Origin of the sequence: Bradyrhizobium sp. Leo170, assembly GCF_004296405.1 — a bacterium.
Classification (GTDB): Bacteria; Pseudomonadota; Alphaproteobacteria; order Rhizobiales; family Xanthobacteraceae; genus Bradyrhizobium.
The window spans coordinates 24,878-44,500 of sequence record NZ_PSRR01000002.1 but is presented as its reverse complement, the minus strand read 5'-3'; the positions used below and the strand labels follow the sequence as shown (position 1 = coordinate 44,500).

The 19,623-nt window shown below is 58.2% G+C and carries 13 protein-coding genes; 8 read left to right on the top strand and 5 right to left on the bottom strand.

Annotated elements, in window-relative coordinates:
* Window positions 1-90: 90 nt before the first annotated feature.
* Window positions 91-987 (bottom strand): class I SAM-dependent methyltransferase, encoded by an 897-nt coding sequence (locus CWO89_RS00605; protein WP_165420933.1) that lies wholly within the window; start codon window positions 985-987, stop codon window positions 91-93.
* A gap of 416 nt (window positions 988-1,403) precedes the next feature.
* On the opposite strand from CWO89_RS00605, the gene CWO89_RS00600 reads away from it, so the two are divergent.
* The 4 genes from CWO89_RS00600 to CWO89_RS00585 all read left to right on the top strand — a co-directional run bounded on the left by CWO89_RS00600 (window position 1,404) and on the right by CWO89_RS00585 (window position 6,033).
* A complete protein-coding gene (locus tag CWO89_RS00600) occupies window positions 1,404-2,411 on the top strand; it encodes a glycosyltransferase family 2 protein (protein WP_130576725.1) in 1,008 nt (335 codons plus the stop codon).
* Window positions 2,412-2,529: 118 nt separating this feature from the next.
* Complete coding sequence (locus CWO89_RS00595; protein WP_130576724.1) at window positions 2,530-3,879, top strand: O-antigen ligase family protein; 1,350 nt, start codon at window positions 2,530-2,532, stop codon at window positions 3,877-3,879.
* Window positions 3,880-4,249: 370 nt separating this feature from the next.
* The gene (locus CWO89_RS00590; RefSeq protein ID WP_245475613.1) at window positions 4,250-5,311 is read left to right on the top strand and encodes a glycosyltransferase family 4 protein; all 1,062 of its coding nucleotides are present in this window, start codon (window positions 4,250-4,252) and stop codon (window positions 5,309-5,311) included.
* Window positions 5,308-6,033: a polysaccharide deacetylase family protein gene (locus CWO89_RS00585; RefSeq protein WP_130576722.1), complete on the top strand. Its 726-nt coding sequence runs from the start codon at window positions 5,308-5,310 to the stop codon at window positions 6,031-6,033. The genes CWO89_RS00590 and CWO89_RS00585 overlap by 4 nt, the downstream gene beginning before the upstream one ends.
* Window positions 6,034-6,165: 132 nt before the next feature.
* Here the strand turns inward: CWO89_RS00585 and CWO89_RS00580 are convergent, their stop codons facing one another.
* From CWO89_RS00580 to CWO89_RS00565, 4 genes are all read right to left on the bottom strand, one after another.
* Window positions 6,166-7,389, bottom strand: a complete 1,224-nt coding sequence (locus CWO89_RS00580; RefSeq protein ID WP_245475611.1) for a glycosyltransferase family 4 protein — start codon at window positions 7,387-7,389, stop codon at window positions 6,166-6,168.
* An 18-nt stretch (window positions 7,390-7,407) separates the two neighbouring features.
* Complete coding sequence (locus CWO89_RS00575; protein WP_130576721.1) at window positions 7,408-8,817, bottom strand: nucleotide sugar dehydrogenase; 1,410 nt, start codon at window positions 8,815-8,817, stop codon at window positions 7,408-7,410.
* A gap of 591 nt (window positions 8,818-9,408) precedes the next feature.
* Window positions 9,409-10,356, bottom strand: a complete 948-nt coding sequence (locus CWO89_RS00570) for a hypothetical protein (protein ID WP_130576720.1) — start codon at window positions 10,354-10,356, stop codon at window positions 9,409-9,411.
* A gap of 288 nt (window positions 10,357-10,644) precedes the next feature.
* Window positions 10,645-11,265, bottom strand: a complete 621-nt coding sequence (locus CWO89_RS00565; protein ID WP_130576718.1) for a 2OG-Fe(II) oxygenase — start codon at window positions 11,263-11,265, stop codon at window positions 10,645-10,647.
* 251 nt (window positions 11,266-11,516) lie between these two features.
* Here CWO89_RS00565 and CWO89_RS00560 point away from each other — a divergent pair, with 251 nt between their 5' ends.
* From CWO89_RS00560 to CWO89_RS00545, 4 genes are all read left to right on the top strand, one after another.
* The gene (locus tag CWO89_RS00560) at window positions 11,517-12,554 is read left to right on the top strand and encodes a glycosyltransferase family protein (RefSeq protein WP_130576716.1); all 1,038 of its coding nucleotides are present in this window, start codon (window positions 11,517-11,519) and stop codon (window positions 12,552-12,554) included.
* Between the two features lie 781 nt (window positions 12,555-13,335).
* Complete coding sequence (locus tag CWO89_RS00555) at window positions 13,336-16,095, top strand: Ig-like domain-containing protein (protein WP_130576714.1); 2,760 nt, start codon at window positions 13,336-13,338, stop codon at window positions 16,093-16,095.
* A gap of 220 nt (window positions 16,096-16,315) precedes the next feature.
* The gene (locus CWO89_RS00550; RefSeq protein ID WP_463698609.1) at window positions 16,316-18,121 is read left to right on the top strand and encodes a type I secretion system permease/ATPase; all 1,806 of its coding nucleotides are present in this window, start codon (window positions 16,316-16,318) and stop codon (window positions 18,119-18,121) included.
* Complete coding sequence (locus tag CWO89_RS00545; protein WP_130576712.1) at window positions 18,106-19,431, top strand: HlyD family type I secretion periplasmic adaptor subunit; 1,326 nt, start codon at window positions 18,106-18,108, stop codon at window positions 19,429-19,431. Before CWO89_RS00550 ends, CWO89_RS00545 begins: the two co-directional genes overlap by 16 nt.
* The last annotated feature ends 192 nt before the right edge of the window (window positions 19,432-19,623 follow it).

The following is a 19,623-nucleotide window of genomic DNA, read 5'->3' as shown; positions in this document are numbered from 1 at the left end:
GCTGGTGGCAGTCACCCCCAAAGATCCGCCTCTGATCTGGGTGACATTTGAGGTCGGAGGGGCAGGGGTTTGCGATTCGGGCCATCCAGCCTAAGCAGCGGTCAACAGGAAAGCTGCCTGATCTCCCTGTTGTTCGATATTCAGCTTTGCCGCTCGCTTGGCAAACCCTCTCAACTCATGACGGCTAAACACATCGCTTGGCCCGGATGATGTGAGCGGCTTAGACTTCCGGTACATTTCGCTTCCCCAGAACTGAAACGCAGTAGAATCATCAATCGATTGTCTGACAGACAGGCCGCAGCGCTCCGCCAACGCGCTCATTCCCTTGCGAGAGGGAATCACAATGTGGCGTGGCGCATCCAGTTGCACCCAATTCGGGCCGTACTCCGTCCATGCTTGCGAGGACGAAGTTGGGATGCGAACCAGAATGCGGCCCCCGGGCGCAAGCAGCTTTCTTGCATCGCCAAGACTTTGGCCCGGATCAGGGACGTGCTCTAACGAGTGATTGAACATGATGAAATCAAACTCGCCCGACATGCTTTGAAGATCCGATTTGTGAATCGTCACGGCTCCTGATGTCGGCTTGGAAATGTAGGGGTCTACTCCAGTAAGGTTCTTGAACCCTGCGGCAGACATTCTATGAAGAAGTTTCCCGGACCCGCAGCCGACGTCCAGCACCCGAGAGCTAGGATCAATCTTAAAATCTCCGATGACCCCCACGATGGGATCGTACCTCACAAAGGACGCTACGGCCCCCAATATGCTTTTGATGCCGAGTGCATGCGCATCCCTGATTGCGATGACCCGCGAATTTCGCGAAGGCTTGGCGAATGAATAATACCCGTCAGGGTAAAAGCGACCCTCATCTGCGACATCCGCCAGGCGCTGGATCGTCCCACAATCAATACATTCCTGGTATTCAAACCGCTCTCCTGTACCAAACATCATCTCGGTAAATACGTGGCGGCGATGTTCGCGGTCTGACAAGCAAGCTTTACAAATCATCTCAAGTACCTAGCCACTCCAGGGGTTCGAATCCGGCTCAGCCAGCATCGGAGAAGCCGTAACGGGTGTAGTGGTCGTCGCAATAATGGTCGCGGTGAAATTGACGAGTTCTCCAATGCCGCAGCCTTCGGCCTGGTCGCTCTGCCCAGCCCCGTTGATCGGAGCACGGGTCCGGTCACTTTGCAGCCTATTCATCTGAAGGTGCTCGCTCGCTCCACCTGTCGATCTCCCCGGGGCGTGGCCCGTCACCGGGGTGCCGATTAACGCTCCGGCTGAGGTTTGTTGCATTATAATAATATATTGGATAAAATCGGCGTTGTCCAAATTAAATAGTGGCTGGTTAATTTGGCTAATGTATTGAAGACAAAATACTGGACTTGACTGACCGGGAGCTTTTCATGACGTCCCAAGCACATCCGTCCAAAGTCGAAGGGGTGCCTGAAGGTCCCCTCGTCACGGTCGTGATGTCCGTTTACAACGCAGGGGAATATCTACGGCCGTCGCTGCTGAGCATAATCGATCAGACGTATAAAAATCTGGAGATCCTCGTTATCAACGATGGCAGCACGGACGGCTGCTTCGACTCAGTTCAAGACTTGCTAGTGGACGAGCGTGTCCGTGTGATCCACCAGGCAAATTCGACCAAGCCTGTGGCTGTCAATCGGGCGCTCGATCAGATCCGCGGCGAGTTTTACGCAATTCAAGACGCGGATGACATCAGTCATCCAGCGCGAATTGAAAGACAGGTTCGTGCGCTGCTCAACAAGCCGCATTTGGCTGCCGTATTCTGCGGTAACGAACTTATCATTAACGGGAAATTCATGGCGCCCGTGTTTGCGCCGCAAAGCGAGGACGACTGCCAGTCTGAGATTCGAGCCTTTCGAATGCCTGCCCTTGATCCGACAGGAATGTTTCGAATGTCATTGGTCGGGGACATGCGGTTCGAGCCCTCGTTGAAGGTTGCTGAGACCTACGACTATATATTGAGAATTGGGGAAATATATCCGATGACCGTGTTGGGCGAGTGCCTTTACGCGTATCGCATCCTTCCCAATTCACTCACCCGGCGTGCGCCAACGTGGCGCAGGCAGTTCGAGGCTGCGGCATTCAAGCGAGCTTGCGAGCGGCGAGGTGTACGGTTCGAGCCAGAATGCGAGGATAGCAGCCACAGCTCTCGTAACAGTTTGCTGGACAACAACATCGCCGCCCATTTTATGAGAAGCGTGTTGGATTTTCGTCGGTCAAACCGTCGCCTTTCGGCGTTGAGGACGGGTTGGCAATGTGCTTGTTTGCATCCCGCGGATCCGCACTACTACAAGGCGCTTGTTTACGCGCTGATTTCACCCACCGTAGCGAGGCGCCTGCGTCGTAACTTCCAGGCTATTCCTTTGGAGACGACGAAATGATGCGCGTCTTCGGACGGAACGGTCGCTTTACGCGGCGCCTCAATTTTGAGCGCTGCTTCTTTTTTGCGGAACGTCTTCGGCATTGGGGGTATTCACGTTGAACCGCAGAAGCTTAGAATTGGATTCGGGTTTTCAACTTGCCTATCTGCGGGATCGGCAGCTGAGTTCAGTCAGGCGTGCGGCAAGCGGCTCGCACTCGCGTACCGAGCTATATCTCAAAGTATTACTGGTCGCGATTTTTCTGCCCGAGGGCCTGTCTTTCTTCGTCGGTGATTTTCGCCTCTCGGTCGCTCGAGTTCTGATTTTTGTTTCCTCCATCGCGGCGATATCGCGACTCTCAAGCGCGCGAGCTGTAGTCTGCGTGCCATCAGATATTTTGGCCCCGGTTGCGGGCGTTTGGATGATGTTTGCCGCCACCATCACAGGTGGTCTTACGGGCCTTAAAGGGGCGGGAATAGACGCAATTGTATTCACTGGCGGATATCTGACGTTCCGGTATCTCACTCCTGGCGATAGTTCCGTGCGACTCGCACGCTTCTCCTGCATGCTGGCAGTTCTGATTGTCTGTATCGCGCTTCTCGACCCTTGGAATGATAAACTGTTCACCTATGAATTCATCAAAGGCATTACTGGTTATGTGAAATTCAGCTATGAAGGCGCATTAGCGACGAAGGCCGAGACCTTGTATAGGGAAGGGGTCATTCGCGCCATGGGGCCGCTGGAGCATTCGATATTATTCGGCGCTGTTTGCGCCTGGTTTGGGACCGTGGCCTTGATTACGTTTAGGTCCCAGGTATTTGGCTGGGCTGTTGCAGGTATTGCGCTCATCGGTGTGTTGTTTTCGCAGGCGCGGAGTCCGTTGCTGGCTTATCTGATCGGATTTGCGCTCGCGATGTTCTATGTTGCAACCCCTCGCTTCACGGCTCGATGGAAGTTGGTCGGACTGTGTGTGACTGCCATAGTCGTTACTGTTTTCACTTTCTCTGGCAACCCTGTCGTAACGCTTGTACGCCTTTGCGGAGTAAGCCCGGAGGCGGCCTGGTACCGTCAAGCGATCTGGCAGGTTGGGGGGCGTGTCGTACTCGGTTCGCCGATCTTCGGAATTGGTGCGAACGGCGACTGGGATTGGCAATCCAACGGCGCGCTTTTGAGTGAGAGTGTGGATGCCTTTTGGCTTGCTAATGCAATGGCGTATGGAATTCCCGGAAGCATATTAGTTCTTTTGACGATTGTGGGCGCATGCTGGCTTGGTTCGATCGATAAATCGCGTCACCTTACTCCGGAAGAAGGACGGCTGTCGGTCGCGCTCGGAGTTGTCATAACAACCATCGTTTTTCTGGGGTTCATGGTGCACTTTTGGGGCATCTGTTTGATCCTTATCGCTGTCTTTGCTGGGATGCGAGCGAACCTCGCGGAAACCGCCGTACTGCGTGATAGAGCCGCACGAGCGGCGGAAACATGGGTGTGATCGATGACCGGAGGTGTTTCACCGCGAGGTCATGGCGCCGTGCCAAGCGGAGGAGCCCGCGGAGCGGATCGCTATGTCGGCGGCAATCAAATTAAATAAATCGGATGGTTATTGAAATGTCTGATATTTAATATATTTAATGCTCCGGAGATTCTAGTCATTGAATCAGCGCGGAAGACGCGGAAGAGTGGAGCGCACCTTTTCGAAAAGTGCCGTGATCGCTTTTGGCACGATCTGCCGGTTGCGCCGTGTGTAAGGGAATAAAATGAATCAGTACCACCTCTCCGGCAGCCAGGCAGCGCGGCGGATCGCCTTCGCCACGATCGGCGACGCAAGCGAGGTCAGGTTCTGGTCCGGCACTCCATTTCACATGTCGAAATCGCTCGCAAACGAAGGTCATGAGGTGGTCCATATCGGTCCCCTGAACGCACCGATCCTGCCTCTTTACAAGACGTATTCCAGACTTTGCCGCGCCTTTCATAGGCCGGGCCTCTCCCCATTCCATGCGGGGCCTGTTGTTGCGCAGTATGCAGCGGACGCAGCACGCAAGATCCGCGCCGTCTCGCCCGATATCGTCTTCGCACCCGCCGGGTCCAACTTCGCCTGGAATGTACCTAAAGGCGTTCCCCTCGTCTATGCGTCCGACGCGACCTTTCGGCTTGTCGAGAATTACCATCCCAACTATCGGAACTTGTCACGCAACGCTCGGGAGATTGCGGAACGCCTGGAACGCAACACAATTGCCCGCGCGGATCTGGTCCTCTACCCCTCGAAATGGGCCGCCGAATCTGCGGTTAGGGACTATGGCGTCGACCGTGCGCGCGTGCATGTCATTCCTTGGGGCGCCAACCTCGAAGAAGCGCCGGATCGTGCCTCGGTGCTTGGCTGCCGCAAGCCGGGTCCGTGCCGGCTCCTGTTCATCGGGGCCAACTGGAAAGAGAAGGGCGCGGACATCGCGGTCGGAACTCTCGCTGAGCTAAGGGGCAGGGGCGTAGAGGCGGAGCTCGTGATCTGCGGATGCACTCCGCCCAAGCCTGTCACCCAGGATGGCCTGACGATCATTCCTTTCCTCAATAAGAACGATCGTGAACAGCGCAATCGACTGGATCAACTCTATCGTGACGCGGATTTCTTTCTCTTGCCGACCCGGGCAGATTGCTACGGCATCGTGTTTTGCGAAGCGGCGGCCCATGGCGTACCGAGCATTGCGCCGGCCACAGGTGGCGTGCCCGGTGCTATCCGCGATGGGGAGACAGGCATCTTGTTGCCGCCGGATGCGACGAAGGAGGACTATGCGACGGTCATCTCCGAGACCTTTGCGTGCCCGGAACGGCTGGCACGCCTGAGACAATCGAGCCGCGACGCTTTCGAAGTCCGGCTGAACTGGCAGGCCTGGAGCCGGCGTGTCTCAGATCTGATACAAACTCTATGATTGTCCTGAACTATCACGAGCTGGTGGAAGCGTCGCCTTCGAATGCGTGGTGCCTGACGCATGAAACATTCGATGCACATCTCGCGCTTTGCGGGGACAGGCTGGTCTCGCCTCAGTATTTTCTGGAGCATTGCCCCAATCCGAAAGCCAGGCACACCGGTTCGGTCCTGCTAACCTTCGACGATGGATGTCTTTCGGACTACACGCATGTCTATGCGCGTTACGTGAAGACCGGTCGGATTCCGGGTTTCATGTCCTTTATCCCAGTGGATTTCGTGGGCTCGCCGGGACGTATGAGCTGGGAGATGATTGAGGAACTTGGCAGGAACGGCGTTGCGATTGGCTCACATGGCATGGCCCACGTCGATTTGACCACTGTCTCGGATGTCGAACTCGGTCGCGAGCTTATGGTGTCGAAGTCGATGCTAGAGGATCGCCTCGGGCAACAGGTTACTCTTTTCGCCTTCCCATACGGGCGCTTTTCCCGACGCGTGTGGGACGCGGCTCTGAAGGCCGGCTACACGCACCTCTTTACAATCCAGCTTGGGCATCATCGGGGGTTCGAACCTTTTCTCTACTCCCGCCTTTGTCTGACAAACAGCATGGATGCGGACTACATGCGCCAGCACTTGCGCGATCCGGATGCGATGCGTGGTGTTGCCTGGAGGGTCAGTACAAGGCTGGGCCTCTATCGCCAACTGATGCGCTGGCGGCATCGATAAACCGGTTAGTGGCTTACATTTGATCGACGAGCCTTCCCAAAGCCGGCCAATGACAAAGACAGTCAATTTGACTCGGTCAGGCTTGCCGGAAAGTGGGACGCGGAATCGTGGTTCTTTGGTGCTGGAAAGGCCTTATTTGAAAAGAGCGTCGTAAGCCGCAATCAATTTCGGCTCTTCATGCTCCCACGACAGCTCGTCGCGCACACGCTTGCGTCCGTACATGCCCATCTCGCGGCGACGATCTGGGTCGTCGATGAGTTCGAGGATCTTGTCACCAAAATCGGCCGTGTCGGGGTTGCGCGCATAGAGAGAAGCAGACTGGGCCGACACCCGCCCTTCGGCCAGATCGAACTGCACAATCGGCTTGCCGAGCGCCATATACTCCATGATCTTATTCATGGTCGACATGTCATTCATCGCGTTGGGACGATCCGGATTGACGCAGACGTCTGCGGTCGAAAGCACCTTGAACAGCGTCGTGTCGTCGACCCTGCCGGTGAAAGTGACAAATTCCGAAAGTCGCATCCGCGTACATGTCGCTTTGAGTTGCTCCAGGCTTGGCCCTGCGCCCATGATAACGAACTGGACGTCGGTACGTTGACATGTGGACGTGATGTGCCGGACCGCCTCTAGCAGAAGGTCGATGCCTTCCTGCTCCCCGATCACGCCGACATAGGCGACCAGATGCGACCGGCCGTTGCGCCATGTGTTATCGGGGGCGAGCTCACGCACGCGCGCGAGATTTGGCCCCGAGCGGACGATAAACACGCGATCGGGTTCCATCTGGCCGCGCTGGACAGCGACATTGGCGTAAGACCGGTTGGTGGCGATGGAAATGTCAGCCACGCCAAAAGTCAGACGCTCGAGAAAGACAAGCGCCTTCCACATCAGCCCGCGATGTCCAAATTTTGCTTCGAACAGCTCGGGGTTCAGGTCATGATGGTCGAATACGAACTTCTTGCCGAACAGGTACTTGTAGAAGGCCCCGACCAGGAAAATGAGATCTGGCGGATTGCAGGCGTGAATCACATCGAAACCGCGCCCCCAAAACACCTTGAGCGAATAGGCGAACTCCCACCATAGCGCGCTGCTGTATTCGGCAAGATAGCCGAGCTTGCCCTTGGCCTCGATTGGTAGCGGATGGCGGTAAACGTCGATGCCGTCGATCGATTCGAACGGGGTTTCTGCGAACGGGCCACGGGGACAGATCACCGAAACCTCGTGACCCGCCCTGTGCAATGATTGCGCCTCCGCCCAGACCCGGCGATCAAACGGAACGGGGAGATTTTCAACGATGATCAGGATTCTCCGCCGGCGTACGCTGCGCGTGGCCTCAACGACCGATGCCATTGTCATGATCGCTGTCCCAGCGACTTACCAACAAATGCCGCGATAGTCGTCTGCGGTCTGCTTTTCCGGCGAGATGCGTACAAGATCGATGATTACTTTGTCATGACCGTTCAAAACCAATGAGTTCTTCAGAAACTCCTTACGGTTCCCCACGACGAGAACGTCGGCAAAGGCCGCGACGTCGCTCATTTTCTCCCGAAGCAGACAGGCAATGTGCGGCAGGCGACTCGTCAGGTGATCCCTGTTAACCCCCGTGAGCTGAGACAGGCGAACGTTCGAGTCGTAGATCGCGAGCTCATAACCGCGACCAATCAACCGTTCCGCAATCTCGAGCATCGGACTGTAGCGCAGATCGTCCGTGTCCGGCTTGAAGCTCAGCCCGACGAGCCCGATACGCCGTTTTCCGGTCGCAGCAACGAGTCGGAAAGCGCTGCGAATTTGGTTCTCGTTCGCCTGCAGCACGGCGTCGAGCAGGGGCGTGTCAACGTCGACATTTCGTCCTGCATAGCGCAAAGCGCTCACGTCTTTCGGCAAGCAGGACCCGCCAAATGCAAACCCTGGTTTGAGGTATGCCGGCGAGATATTTAGTTTCTTGTCGGCGACCAGGACGTTCATGACTTCGTGGCTGTCGACGCCCATCGCCTTGCAAAGCAATCCCATCTCGTTCGCGAAGCTGATCTTGGTCGCGTGCCAGGCGTTGTTTGCATATTTGACCGCCTCGGCGGCACGAATTGACAGCACCAGAGGCGTTACCGCGAATCGATCGTGAATTTCCATGAGTCGCCGAAGCGTAAGCGGATCATCGTCGACACCAATTACAATCGTTCCAGGATCATCATAGTCGGATATGGCCGTCCCCTCCCGCAGAAACTCGGGCAGATAGGCGACCCCGAAATCTAGACCCGCTTTTTTGCCGGACGACCGCTCCAGAATGGGTATGACTATGTTCTCCATCGTGCCCGGCAACATCGTCGAGCGCATGACAACAGAATGGAAGTTTGTGGTCTTGCGGATGCTTTCTCCAATCTCCTGCGCCACCCGGCTCAGGAAAGATGTTTCCAGCGATCCGTTGTCCTGTGAGGGGGTTCCAACACAGACCAATGAAATGTCCGTCGACGAGACGGCGGCCGCGGAATCTGTGGTTGCCTTCAGGCGGCCGGTGCTGACCCCGGAGCCAATGCTTTCAGCGAGATTTGGCTCCACGATCGGCGACAGTCCACGGTTCAGGACGTTGACCTTGTCCTGATTGACATCGACCGCCACGACGTCATGTCCGTCGCGTGCAAGACAGGCTGCCGATACTGTGCCGACATAGCCGATTCCGAAGACGCAAATCCTGTACTTGCTCGCGCTGTCTACGCGAACCTTTTCTTTCTTGTCCAGAATTGAGCTGTCCCATGCCGGGCGGGACGGACTGTGAACGAGCGCATCCATGTCTAATCTCTTGGCTTTTAATGGGACCAATTTAAATGCCAAAAACTATATTTAAATATAATGGGAAATCAACCCAAATTTAATGTCGTATTAAATATTAAAAAGGGGAGCTTGGGCAAGTGGTAAACCCTGACCGGGGCGGGGTTTTTCGCGGCAGCTCCAATCCGATGGTTGTGCGTCGGCTTCATAGCCAGACAACATTTGCTCTCGTCGGCAGGCGGCGTGGAGCGGGATTGTCGCTAGACAAAAGGCAGTAGATTTGGGTCGGGCCTCGCCCGCACCACTAGGTGGCCGCTATCGCGCCTCCGCTGTGCCGCGTCGGCGCGCGTGAACGCTTGTTTGGGCATCAGCGTCATCGAATTCGATGTCAACCGCAGCGATGCCGCTACGCGCTTGCTTCTCGGAAGCGCGGCGGCGCTCCGATGTGATAGCCTCGACCCGACCTCCTTGTCTGCGCGGTCTAGGTGTGGGGCGCTCCTTACGTCTTGCCCATCTTGCTGATTGGTAGCGGGATTGTGGATCCCGACCGTCCGCGCCAAGCATTTAGTGCGTTTCGCGCCCGCAAACCGGCGAGAGGTCGATCCGTTCCCGTCACCGCGGTGGGTACGCAGCTGGCCGCGGGATGGGGTTTCCGAGGACGAGCCGATCGCCTTCCCAACTAGCCCAGCGCACGTTCTCCCACTGCGCGATGTTGACGCGGCGACCTTTGACCACGTCGAACAGGAATGCCCTGTAACGGAACGAACCACGCACGAAGTATACGTTCTTCAGGCTCACCGAAGAGCCGCCGTCTGCCGGGATACGAAGTCCGAAAGTGCCGCCCTCGAACAATACGTTCTCGAAGACGTGTGAGCCTCGCCAATCATCGGCCGACCAGTAACCCGCGGTCGTGGCTCCGGCCATCTTGAACGTCGAGTTCTTGACCGTGACCGTGCCCGTGGAACCTGGGGCATAGCACTGCAATCCATCCGCATGGTCATTCTCGACCCCCGTAGCCTCGATATAGACCCACGTCAGATTGATATTGCCGCTCTTGCAGCGAACGCCTTCTCGCGACTGAATACGAACCCGCGTGAGGCTACAGGAGCCAAGGCACGTGATCGTCGGGTCTCCTGAGTTCTCAATGATCGACAGGTCTGTTCGGGAGGAGTCCGGCGGCAAGGCGATATTGGTCTTGCCGCTCGTGACGTTGGCATAGACGGGGTCGTTGAAGCTCAGCGGGACGTCGGCAGAGCTCGGTACCGGATCAGGCGAGGGATGAGGCGTGGGGCCGGGCGTCGGGGCAGGAGCGGCCACCCCGCGCTCCTCTGCGGTCAGACGATAGCCGTCCGCGGGCATCTCGGAGAGAGGCTCCGGAGCTCCCAAGGCGCGCTTATTGCAAGCGTCCTCCGCCTTATCAGCCAGTGTGTGGCTCGAGAGTATCGCGCTCGACGAATCTCGGCACATCGACTGTGCAGCCTCAGCCCGCGTCGATGTGACAGTCGGTTGGGCAATAACTGCCCCGGCCGGCAATAACGCCAGCGTCATCAGGTACCGCATGGGACGCTCCTAAAGCGGAATTTCCGCCGAATCTCTGCACCTCCGTCTAGCCCGGATATCTCGCAGCAGATAGGCGCATCGAAGTGCCAAGACGGCGACGCGTTATCACAAGATAGCCGATGTTCCGGCCGCTATCGAGGCCCTGTTCGTGCGGTTTTTCTGTTGCCGCCAGCAGATTTGGAGTTGCTGGCTGCACAGGTGGATCGGGAGCGAGCCGAAGGCGGCGATCCAGCCGCCCATTGCACCTGCAACCCGTTTCGCCGTTGCCAGGATGCTGGTTCTAATCGGCTAATTTATCAATGAGACTTTGAACATCAGCGTGATGCGCAACAACGGACACAGGCGCGAGATGCCGCGCGCCACATGCGGGATCCAACCGGGAAATTTCACAAGTCGGTTCGGCTTGGGGTACACTGCGCACAGCAGATCATCTCCGCCTTCGTTGAAGAACAACGTCTCGCCCGCCCAGTCCGGGTGCCAATGCAGATGTGGATAATAGAGCAGCGTATAATGCTCGGGCCCGATCGAGTCCTTGTGCACCCCGCCTTCGGCACCGGACGGATAACCGTTGGCGTAGCAGCGCAGCAGCCGCGACCGGCCGCGCACTTTCTGCCACATCGCCTCAACCAGCGGGTATTGGCTCAGCTCCTGCTCGGCCTGCGTATGTCGATCCAGCCCAGCGGTTGGCACCTCCCAGAACCCGGCGAAGTGCTTGAACCAGTAACGGCTGGCGTCGTTGCCCATATGTGAACGCGCGCCGTAGCCCCAACCGGGAGCCTGCAAGAACTCATACATCTGCTCTTGCTCGACCTTGTTCAGATAGTTGTCTATCACTTCCACATCTGCGGCGCTGTACTGGCGCTGACTCGCGGAGGGTTGGCGTTGGATTGCTGTTGGCGTCGCTGACATTGTTTCATCCGATGACATTAATCGCACCTCGCAGCCCGATGAACCTATAGGTGGGCATCTGTCTTAGGATTGGGGTTGTCCATAGGCCGAAACATGATGAATATGTGGCTGGTAGGTTAGTGCATTTTGGCGTTGCCGTCAGAGAATTTCTGGGACTGGGTCTGTCGGAGGCTGCGTTCGAACACGCGCAGGTCTTTAGTGGGCGACGGTCATTCGTCAGCGTCGACAGCAAATGAGAAGGTGTCCGGGCTATGTCGACCGCTAGCGTCAAACTTGCTGTCATCATCGTCTCATACTGCAATGCCGATGATGTCGATCGTTGCTTGAAGTCACTCGCTCGTTCGGATTGGGATCACTTTGAGGTCTTCATTTGCGAAAATGGCGGGGAAACAGCCTACGGGAGATTACTGGCTGCGCTCGTGGGGTCGGATCGAACGTTGCAACGAATTTCCGATGCGTCGGACACTCTTGACCAGCCACAGAAACGACTGGTCTCAGTGGCGAAATGCCGATTTCAGAATCGCGCGAATGTCGTCCGAGTTGGGCTCGCGACCGAAAATCTCGGTTACGGAGGCGGCGTCAACGCGTGGCTAGAGCCACTACTCGGCGTCCCCGACTGGGGTTCAGTGCTTGTCCTTAATCCCGATACCGAAGTGGATAGCCGTAGCCTGTCGGAATTAATTGCCAAGTCTGCCGAGGGATTCGGCATGGTTGGCGGAAGCCTGGTTTTCGACAACAGCCCCGACAAGGTCATCAACTACGGATTGCATTGGTCCCGTGTGACGGGCCGCGTCGTCGCCGTAGGAAGGAATGCGCCAGCGGGTAGCGCACCATCGGCCGAGGACCTTGGCAGGATCGATGCCGTAAGCGGCGCGTGTGTTCTGGTAACGCGAGCGTTCGTCGAAGACGTCGGTCTCATGGCCGAGGACTATTTCCTCTATATGGAAGACCTCGATTGGGGACGCCGGCGGGGAAAGCACCGCATTGGCTTCGCGAGCAAAGCTGTCGTTCGCCACATTGGGGGAACGACCATCGGATCTGCCGTTGCCCTCGAGAAGCGCTCGCATCTCTCGATCTATCTGTCTGCTCGCAACAGCATTCTCTATGCTCGGCGCTTTGCGGGATGGCGCTGGATCTGCCATTTCGGAGTCGGGCTGTTGTTTGCAGCGCGATATATGCTCAAAGGCTCCTTGTCGGCCGGAAGAGTTGCTTTCGTGGGCTTGCTGGACGGCGCAAAGGGCAAGACGGGGCGGCCGGACGCCGCGCCTGGGCCGCAACAGCTTGGTTGATCGGCGCGCCGATCCCAATCAGATCCAAGCACACGCCATTGGTTTGAGGTTACCCGGATGGCGGAGGGAGCGACGGCATGTCAACTGTCCCCTCCAATACCGCCCCAACGGCAATCGATCCGAAAATCGACACGAGTATGTTCTTGATTTTGGCGGGCGAAATGCTCGTTTCAATATCTGTATTTTCCAACCGGTGGGCGTATTCAGCGCAGGTATCTGATGGCAGATCCATCGATCCTCGACGGTTCGATTATTTAATCGTTTTTGTCCCCAAGATAATATTGACGGGGCAGGCTGATTCGGGGGCTCCCAGTATTCCCCAGCATATGTTGAGGCTCGCCGTTACAGCACTATGAAACGAGTGCCGCGCGAAAAACAAACCGTTCTTGCAGCTATCGGGTCCTATTAAACGCCGTGATCTTATTAAATGCCTTGATGCGAAATTTACTCTGCACCAGAACTGCCAGAAAGCCGGCGTTTTTTCGCAATCCAATTAACTGCGCCGAAATTGTCGCTCCTTATCTTGAGGCCATGGTTGCGGTGCTCAGAACACCGGATTTATTCTTCTTGTGGTTTTTCGAGCACACTGAGACTTTGACCAGGGTAGCTAAGAAATCACCTTGGGTGGGCCGTCATGTCGTCCCAAAAAAGCCTCTGCCAACGACCAAGACGCATACCCGGGCGCTGCGCTAGCAGAGCTGCACTTGGGGTATCGTCGCTCGGGACAAAATTGGGCGCGTGCCTGGGACAAACTAGATAGGCACTATTAGGAGAGAACTAGATGGTATCCATTCCGCTGAGCTGGAATGACCCGATGTTTAACAGCGTCACTAATATCAATGGCGCTTCGGTTGCACAGGGCGGGACGCTTTCGAATAAGAGTATCAGCGACATGTCCAGCGGCGATGCGTCGGTCGGAGGCACGGGCTCGTTCAACCTCGACACCGTCCGCATTGATTCAAGGGAAGGCGTGCGCGTTGGGACCGGCGGCGACTTCAACATCAATAACTCGTATATCGAAACAACCGGACTGGCGGGCGATCACGCCGATGGTATTCAGGCCTATGCCCCCGGGGCCAGCGGGAATATCACCGTCACAAATTCATCTATTGTGTCCCACAACAACTCAAATGCGACCGCTGGAATTTGGATTGCGGATAATTATGGCGGGTCGCTCACGCTGGACAATGTGATGTTCGAGGGCGGTCCGTATGGACTGCGTATTGCCGCCGATGATCAAGATATCACGGTAGCTCTCAAGGACGTGTATTTTGTGGGACCCTTTGGTGGTGGCCCGCTACTCTTTCAGCAAGTGAATGCGAAAATACACATCACTCAGTGGGAAAACGTACGCACCGCGACGATCGTGAATGGTCAACTCGTTCCGGGCGATCTCATCCCGGCGCCTTTGCCGGTGGAAGGCGGCGGCGCTCCGAGCACGCCTCCGAGCAACCCTCTGGACGCGCCGGTGATCGCTTCATACTCGAACGACACAGGAAAAGTCGGCGACGGTATTACCAGCGACAACACGCTTCAGTTGAAGGGGACCGCCGCGGCAAATAGCACCATCAAGATCTTCGACGGCACGAAGCAGATCGGTACGACCACTGCGAATGCGAGCGGGGGTTGGGAGTATATTACGTCGGTGCTGACCAACGCCCAGCACGTGCTGAAGGCAACGGCCACCAACACGAGCGGCCAGACCAGCGCCGCTTCTGCCGCGCTTACGGTGACGGTCGACAATATTGCTCCGACTGCCCCGGCCGTGAAGAGCGATTCGGTCGTCGACACGAACAAGGTGCTGTTGTCCGGCACCGCCGAGGCGGGCAGCACGATCAAGGTCTATGAGGGGACGAACCTGGTCGGTACCGGGACGACGGCCGCGAATGGTACCTGGAGCATCACCACTAGCGCCATGTCGACCGGATCTCATACGCTGACGACCACGGCGACGGACGTTGCCGGCAATGTCAGTGCTGCCTCGCAGGTGGTCGATCCGGTGGTCGGTGGCCCGACGACGACGCCGCCGACGCAGCCTTCCGCGACGCCGAAGATCGTCTCCTTCTCGAACGACAGCGGCAAGGCCGGAGACAACATCACCAACGACAACACGCTGACGCTCAAGGGCACCGCCCAGGCCAATGCCACGGTCAAGGTGTTCGATGGCAACACTCAGGTCGGGTCCATCAAGGCCGACGCCAGCGGCAACTGGAGCCTGACGACTGCGGCGCTGAAGGACGGTGCTCACAGCTTGACCGCCACCGGCACCGATTCGTCCGGGAAAGCCAGCGCGACGTCCACAGCGCTCGCCGTCACCATCGATACCACGGCGCCGACCGCGCCGGCGTTGAAGGCGAACTCTGTTGTCGATACCAACCACGTGCAGTTGTCTGGAACGGCCGAGGCTGGCAGCACTGTCAAGGTCTATGACGGGTCGAATGTCGTCGGTACCGCCACGGCGGGGACGAACGGGAGCTGGAGCGTCACCACCAGCGCTCTGTCGAACGGCACTCACGACCTCACCGCGAAGGCAACGGACGTTGCGGGCAATGTCAGCGCCGCGTCGCAGCCCTTCCATTCGGTGATCGGTGGTGGATCGACCACACCGTCTGGATTGACTGGCCTTGTCCAGGTCGACAACCATTATTTCCTCGGAGCTACCGGCCCCGAGCTGAAATATAGCGGCGCCGCTGTGACAGCCGGCCAATTCGATGACTGGATTCCAATCAGCTCAGTCAAGCTGGATGGCGGCGGCTACGATGTTGCGTGGAAAGACTCAAGCGGGCAGTTCACCTTCTGGACTACGGATAGTCAGGGCAACTTCAAGTTCTACCCGACCCACGGCGTTGCTCTTGCTGCCAACAGCACAACGGTCCAATCGTATGAGACTATTTTCCATCAGGATCTCAACGGGGATCACACCATCGGTGTTCCGGGCACAACCCCGACAACGCCAACGACCCCGACAACCCCAACCACTCCAGCTTCAGCGGTGAATTTCAGTTCGCTCACCACGAGCTCGAGCAATGTAGTTACGATGAAAGGCACTGCTGATGCATTCAGCCAAGTCAAGATGTACGACGGCAAGGCGTATATCGGGACGACGAGTGCCGGTGCCGACGGTAACTGGAGCTTCACGAGCACGTCTGCCGTATCCAACACCGTGCACTCGTTCAAAGCGGTAGGGGTCGACAGTGCCGGTCACACAACGGCCAGTTCGGGTAGCGCGATCCTTGGCTCGACAGGCAGCAATACGCTGACGAGCACATCGGGCAACGACTTGTTCGTCGGCAAGGGTCATCCAGACACGTTCGTATTCGCTGCGAATTTCGGTAAGGATGTCATCAAGGACTTCGCTGCTTCCGGGCCCTCGCACGATACGATCCAGTTCAGCAAGAGTGCGTTCAGTGACTTTGCCAGCGTTCTCAACCACGCTTCGCAGGTCGGGCAGGACGTGGTCATTGCGAACGGAGCTGACTCGCTCACGCTGAAGAACACCAAGCTTGGTGCACTGCAGAGCCACGACTTCCATTTCGCGTAAGCGAAGGGGCGCAATAAGTCGAAGAACATTCAGCGCCGTGGAGATTAATCTCCACGGCGCATGTTAGGGGACACGTGCCATGACTAATCTTGGACGGCGGGGAGATGTCTCCCCGTCGGTAAATATTGAGGAGATGGAAGTATCGCGATGGGCGATATTTATCGCCGCCTTAGGACTTCTGGCAGAGCGGGCGCGATCATCGTCGCGAGAGCTCACCAGGTTGGGCGAGCGTTCGGTCGAGATCGTGCGAGCGCGGCTGTTTGCCCGCCCGCCGCGTCCTGCCGACTTCTACGATGAGCCGCAATCCGAGATATCGGCATTCCTGAGTTCGTGCCGTCGGATATTCTGGAGCCTTGCCGCCTTCAGCGGCCTGAGCAACCTGCTGATGCTCACCGGCTCGTTCTTCATGCTTCAGGTTTATGACCGGGTGCTGCCCGGTCGCAGCATCCCGACGCTGGTCGCGTTGTTGGTGCTGGCGATGGTGCTTTATCTGTTCCAGAGCGGCCTCGACCTCGTCCGAAGCCGGATCAGTGTTCGGATCGGGCGTTACCTCGATGAAAGGCTCGGCCTTCGTGTGTTCGATGCAGTCGTGCGCCTGCCGCTCAAGACGCGCGGTGATGGCGACGGCCTGCAGCCATTGCGCGATCTCGATCAGGTCCGCAGCTTCTTGTCCGGAGGCGGGCCGACCGCGCTCTTCGATTTGCCCTGGATGCCGATCTATCTTGGCATCTGCTTCCTGTTCCATTTCTGGATCGGCGTGACCGCGCTGTTGGGCGCGCTGGTGCTGGTCGGAGTCACAGTCCTGACGGAGACCCGAACGCGCGGTCCGGCGAGGGCCTTCTCGCGTCTCGGGGTCGCGCGCAACGCACTCGCCGCCGAGGGGCGGCGAAACGCCGAGGTCCTGCAGGCGATGGGGATGAGGCGGCAGGCGGCGCTGCGCTGGCAGGACGTCAACAGCAAGTATCTCTCGGCGCATGAGCAGGCGAGCGACGTTGCGAGCGGGCTCGGCGGGCTCTCGAAGTTCTTTCGCTCGTTTCTGCAGTCGCTTGTTCTTGCGGTCGGTGCGGTTCTCGTCATCAACCAGGAATCGACCGCCGGCATCATCATCGCCGGCTCGATCCTGACGGCGAGGGCGCTTGCGCCCGTGGAGGTGGCGATCGCGAACTGGAAGGGATTCGTTGGCGCCCGACAGTCGGCGCATCGGCTGGATCGCTTGCTGAAGCTCCTCCCCGACGAAGTTTCGCCGCTTGGACTGCCTGCGCCCAAAGAGGCGCTCGTCGTGGAGCAGCTCTATGTCGCGCCCCCGGATTCAGAGAAGCTGATCCTCTCAGATGTCTCGTTTCAGTTGAAAGGCGGCGAGGGCGTGGGAATTATCGGCCCCAGTGGGTCCGGTAAGTCGACGCTGGTTCGGGCCCTGGTCGGCGTCTGGCCGCGGCTGCGCGGCAAGATCAAGCTCGACAACGCGGCGCTGGAGCAATGGTCGCCCGACGCGCTGGGCAAGCACATCGGCTATCTGCCGCAAGACGTCGAGCTGTTTGAGGGCAGCATTGCCGTCAACATCGCGCGGTTCGACCTTCAGGCCACATCCCAGGGGGTGCTGGATGCCGCACAGGCAGCCGGCGCGCATGATCTCATCCTCTCGCTCCCGGATGGCTATGCCACCAAGGTCGGCGAGGGCGGAATGGCCCTATCCGCCGGTCAGCGGCAACGCATCGGGCTCGCCCGGGCACTCTACGGCAATCCCTTCCTGGTGGTGCTTGATGAGCCGACATCGAACGTCGATTCCGAAGGCGAAGAGGCGCTCACGGAAGCGATCCTGAATGTTCGCCGCCGCGGTGGCATCGTGGCGGTGGTTGCGCACCGGCCGAAGGCGCTCGAAGCGGTCGACCATGTCCTGGTGATCGGCGAAGGAAGGCTTCAGTCGTTTGGGCCGAAAGAGGAGGTGCTCAACAAGGTGCTGCGACCAGCAGCTCCGCTCCGGGTTGTGGCAGACGGGCAGGGAGGCGGACGATGGATCGCCAAGTAGTCCAAGTCGCAACGCCGGCGCTGCACTCCATCCAGCGCTACATCATCGTCGGCATGTTCATGGTCGGCTTCGTCACCTTCGGTATTGGCGGCTGGGCTGCGACGTCGCAATTGTCGGGCGCCGTGATCGGCCAGGGCGTCGTCGTGGTGGATTCAAGCGTGAAGAAGGTCCAGCACGCCACCGGCGGCATTGTCGGCGAACTGCGTGTCCGCGACGGTGACCGCGTGAAAGCCGGAGATATTCTGATCCGCCTCGACGAGACCCAGACGCTTGCGAATGCAACGATCGTCACCAAGAGTTTCGACGAATTGCTCGCTCGCCAGGCGCGCCTTGAGACGGAGCGCGACGGCGCCGATCAGATCGTATTTCCGCCGACGCTGCTTGAACGGGCGAGAGACAGCAAACTGGAGGCGGGGCGCGCGATCTCGGCGGAGCGCACCTTGTTCGATCTGCGCCGGCAGTCCCGGAGCGGCCAAAAGGCGCAGCTCAAGGAACGCAAGGCACAGCTTCAGGATGAGATCAAAGGTTATGCCGGTCAGGCCGAGGCCAAGCAGAAGGAGGTCGACTATATCCGCCAGGAACTCGAGGGCGTCAGGACGCTGTTCCAAAAGAACCTGGTGCCGATCACGCGCCTGACCGCACTCGAGCGCGACAGCGCGCGGCTGGAAGGCGAGCGTAGCCAGTTGAGCGGCATGATGGCGCAGGCAAAGGGAAAGATCGCCGAAATCGAGCTTCAGATTATCCAGATCGATCAGGACCTGCGAACCGAGGTTGGCAAGGATCTCATCGAAACGCGCTCCAAGCTTTCTGAACTCACCGAGCGGAAGACCGCGGCGGTGGATCAGCTCAACCGCATCGATATTCGCGCGCCGCAGTCCGGCCGCGTTCATCAGCTTTCGGTTCACACCGTAGGAGGTGTGATCGCGCCCGGTGAGCAGATCATGCTCATCGTGCCCGATGCGGACGCCCTCGCGGTCGAAGTCAAGATCGCACCGCGCGATATCGATCAGGTGTATGCTGGCCAGACCGCGACCATGCAATTTGCGGCGTTCAATCAGAAGACGACGCCAGAAGTCGACGGTGAGGTTAGTATGGTGTCGGCGGACCTGACGCAGGACCAGCGGACCGGCGGGAGCTATTACACGGCGCGCATCCTGCTCAAGGCGGACGAGCTTGCAAGGCTCGGATCGGCCAAGGTGGTGCCGGGCATGCCGGTCGATGTCTTCATCAAGACGCCGGCACGAACCGCGCTGTCGTACCTGGTCAAGCCGTTGCGGGATCAGGCCGGGCGCGCATTCAAGGAACGCTGAGATTCGCGAACTGGCGGCGTGGTGGGTCATCGATCATAGCGCGGGTGACCCGCCCGTTCGCGGTGGCTCGGCCATCGATACTGATGCTTTTTGTCCGCCGGACCGCGCTGGTCCGGCGGGCCGATGATGTGGCCTGAGATCGCGCTCATTGCGCGTCGCTCGAAACTAGCCGAATCAATTCCGCAACGCCCA

Coding starts and splice junctions, on each gene's coding strand:
- CWO89_RS00600 (WP_130576725.1), top strand. CDS start 1,404: ATGACGTCCCAAGCACATCCGTCCAAAGTCGAAGGGGTGCCTGAAGGT.
- CWO89_RS00590 (WP_245475613.1), top strand. CDS start 4,250: ATGTCGAAATCGCTCGCAAACGAAGGTCATGAGGTGGTCCATATCGGT.
- CWO89_RS00585 (WP_130576722.1), top strand. CDS start 5,308: ATGATTGTCCTGAACTATCACGAGCTGGTGGAAGCGTCGCCTTCGAAT.
- CWO89_RS00580 (WP_245475611.1), bottom strand. CDS start 7,389: ATGACAATGGCATCGGTCGTTGAGGCCACGCGCAGCGTACGCCGGCGG.
- CWO89_RS00575 (WP_130576721.1), bottom strand. CDS start 8,817: ATGGATGCGCTCGTTCACAGTCCGTCCCGCCCGGCATGGGACAGCTCA.
- CWO89_RS00570 (WP_130576720.1), bottom strand. CDS start 10,356: ATGCGGTACCTGATGACGCTGGCGTTATTGCCGGCCGGGGCAGTTATT.
- CWO89_RS00565 (WP_130576718.1), bottom strand. CDS start 11,265: ATGTCAGCGACGCCAACAGCAATCCAACGCCAACCCTCCGCGAGTCAG.
- CWO89_RS00560 (WP_130576716.1), top strand. CDS start 11,517: ATGTCGACCGCTAGCGTCAAACTTGCTGTCATCATCGTCTCATACTGC.
- CWO89_RS00555 (WP_130576714.1), top strand. CDS start 13,336: ATGGTATCCATTCCGCTGAGCTGGAATGACCCGATGTTTAACAGCGTC.
- CWO89_RS00545 (WP_130576712.1), top strand. CDS start 18,106: ATGGATCGCCAAGTAGTCCAAGTCGCAACGCCGGCGCTGCACTCCATC.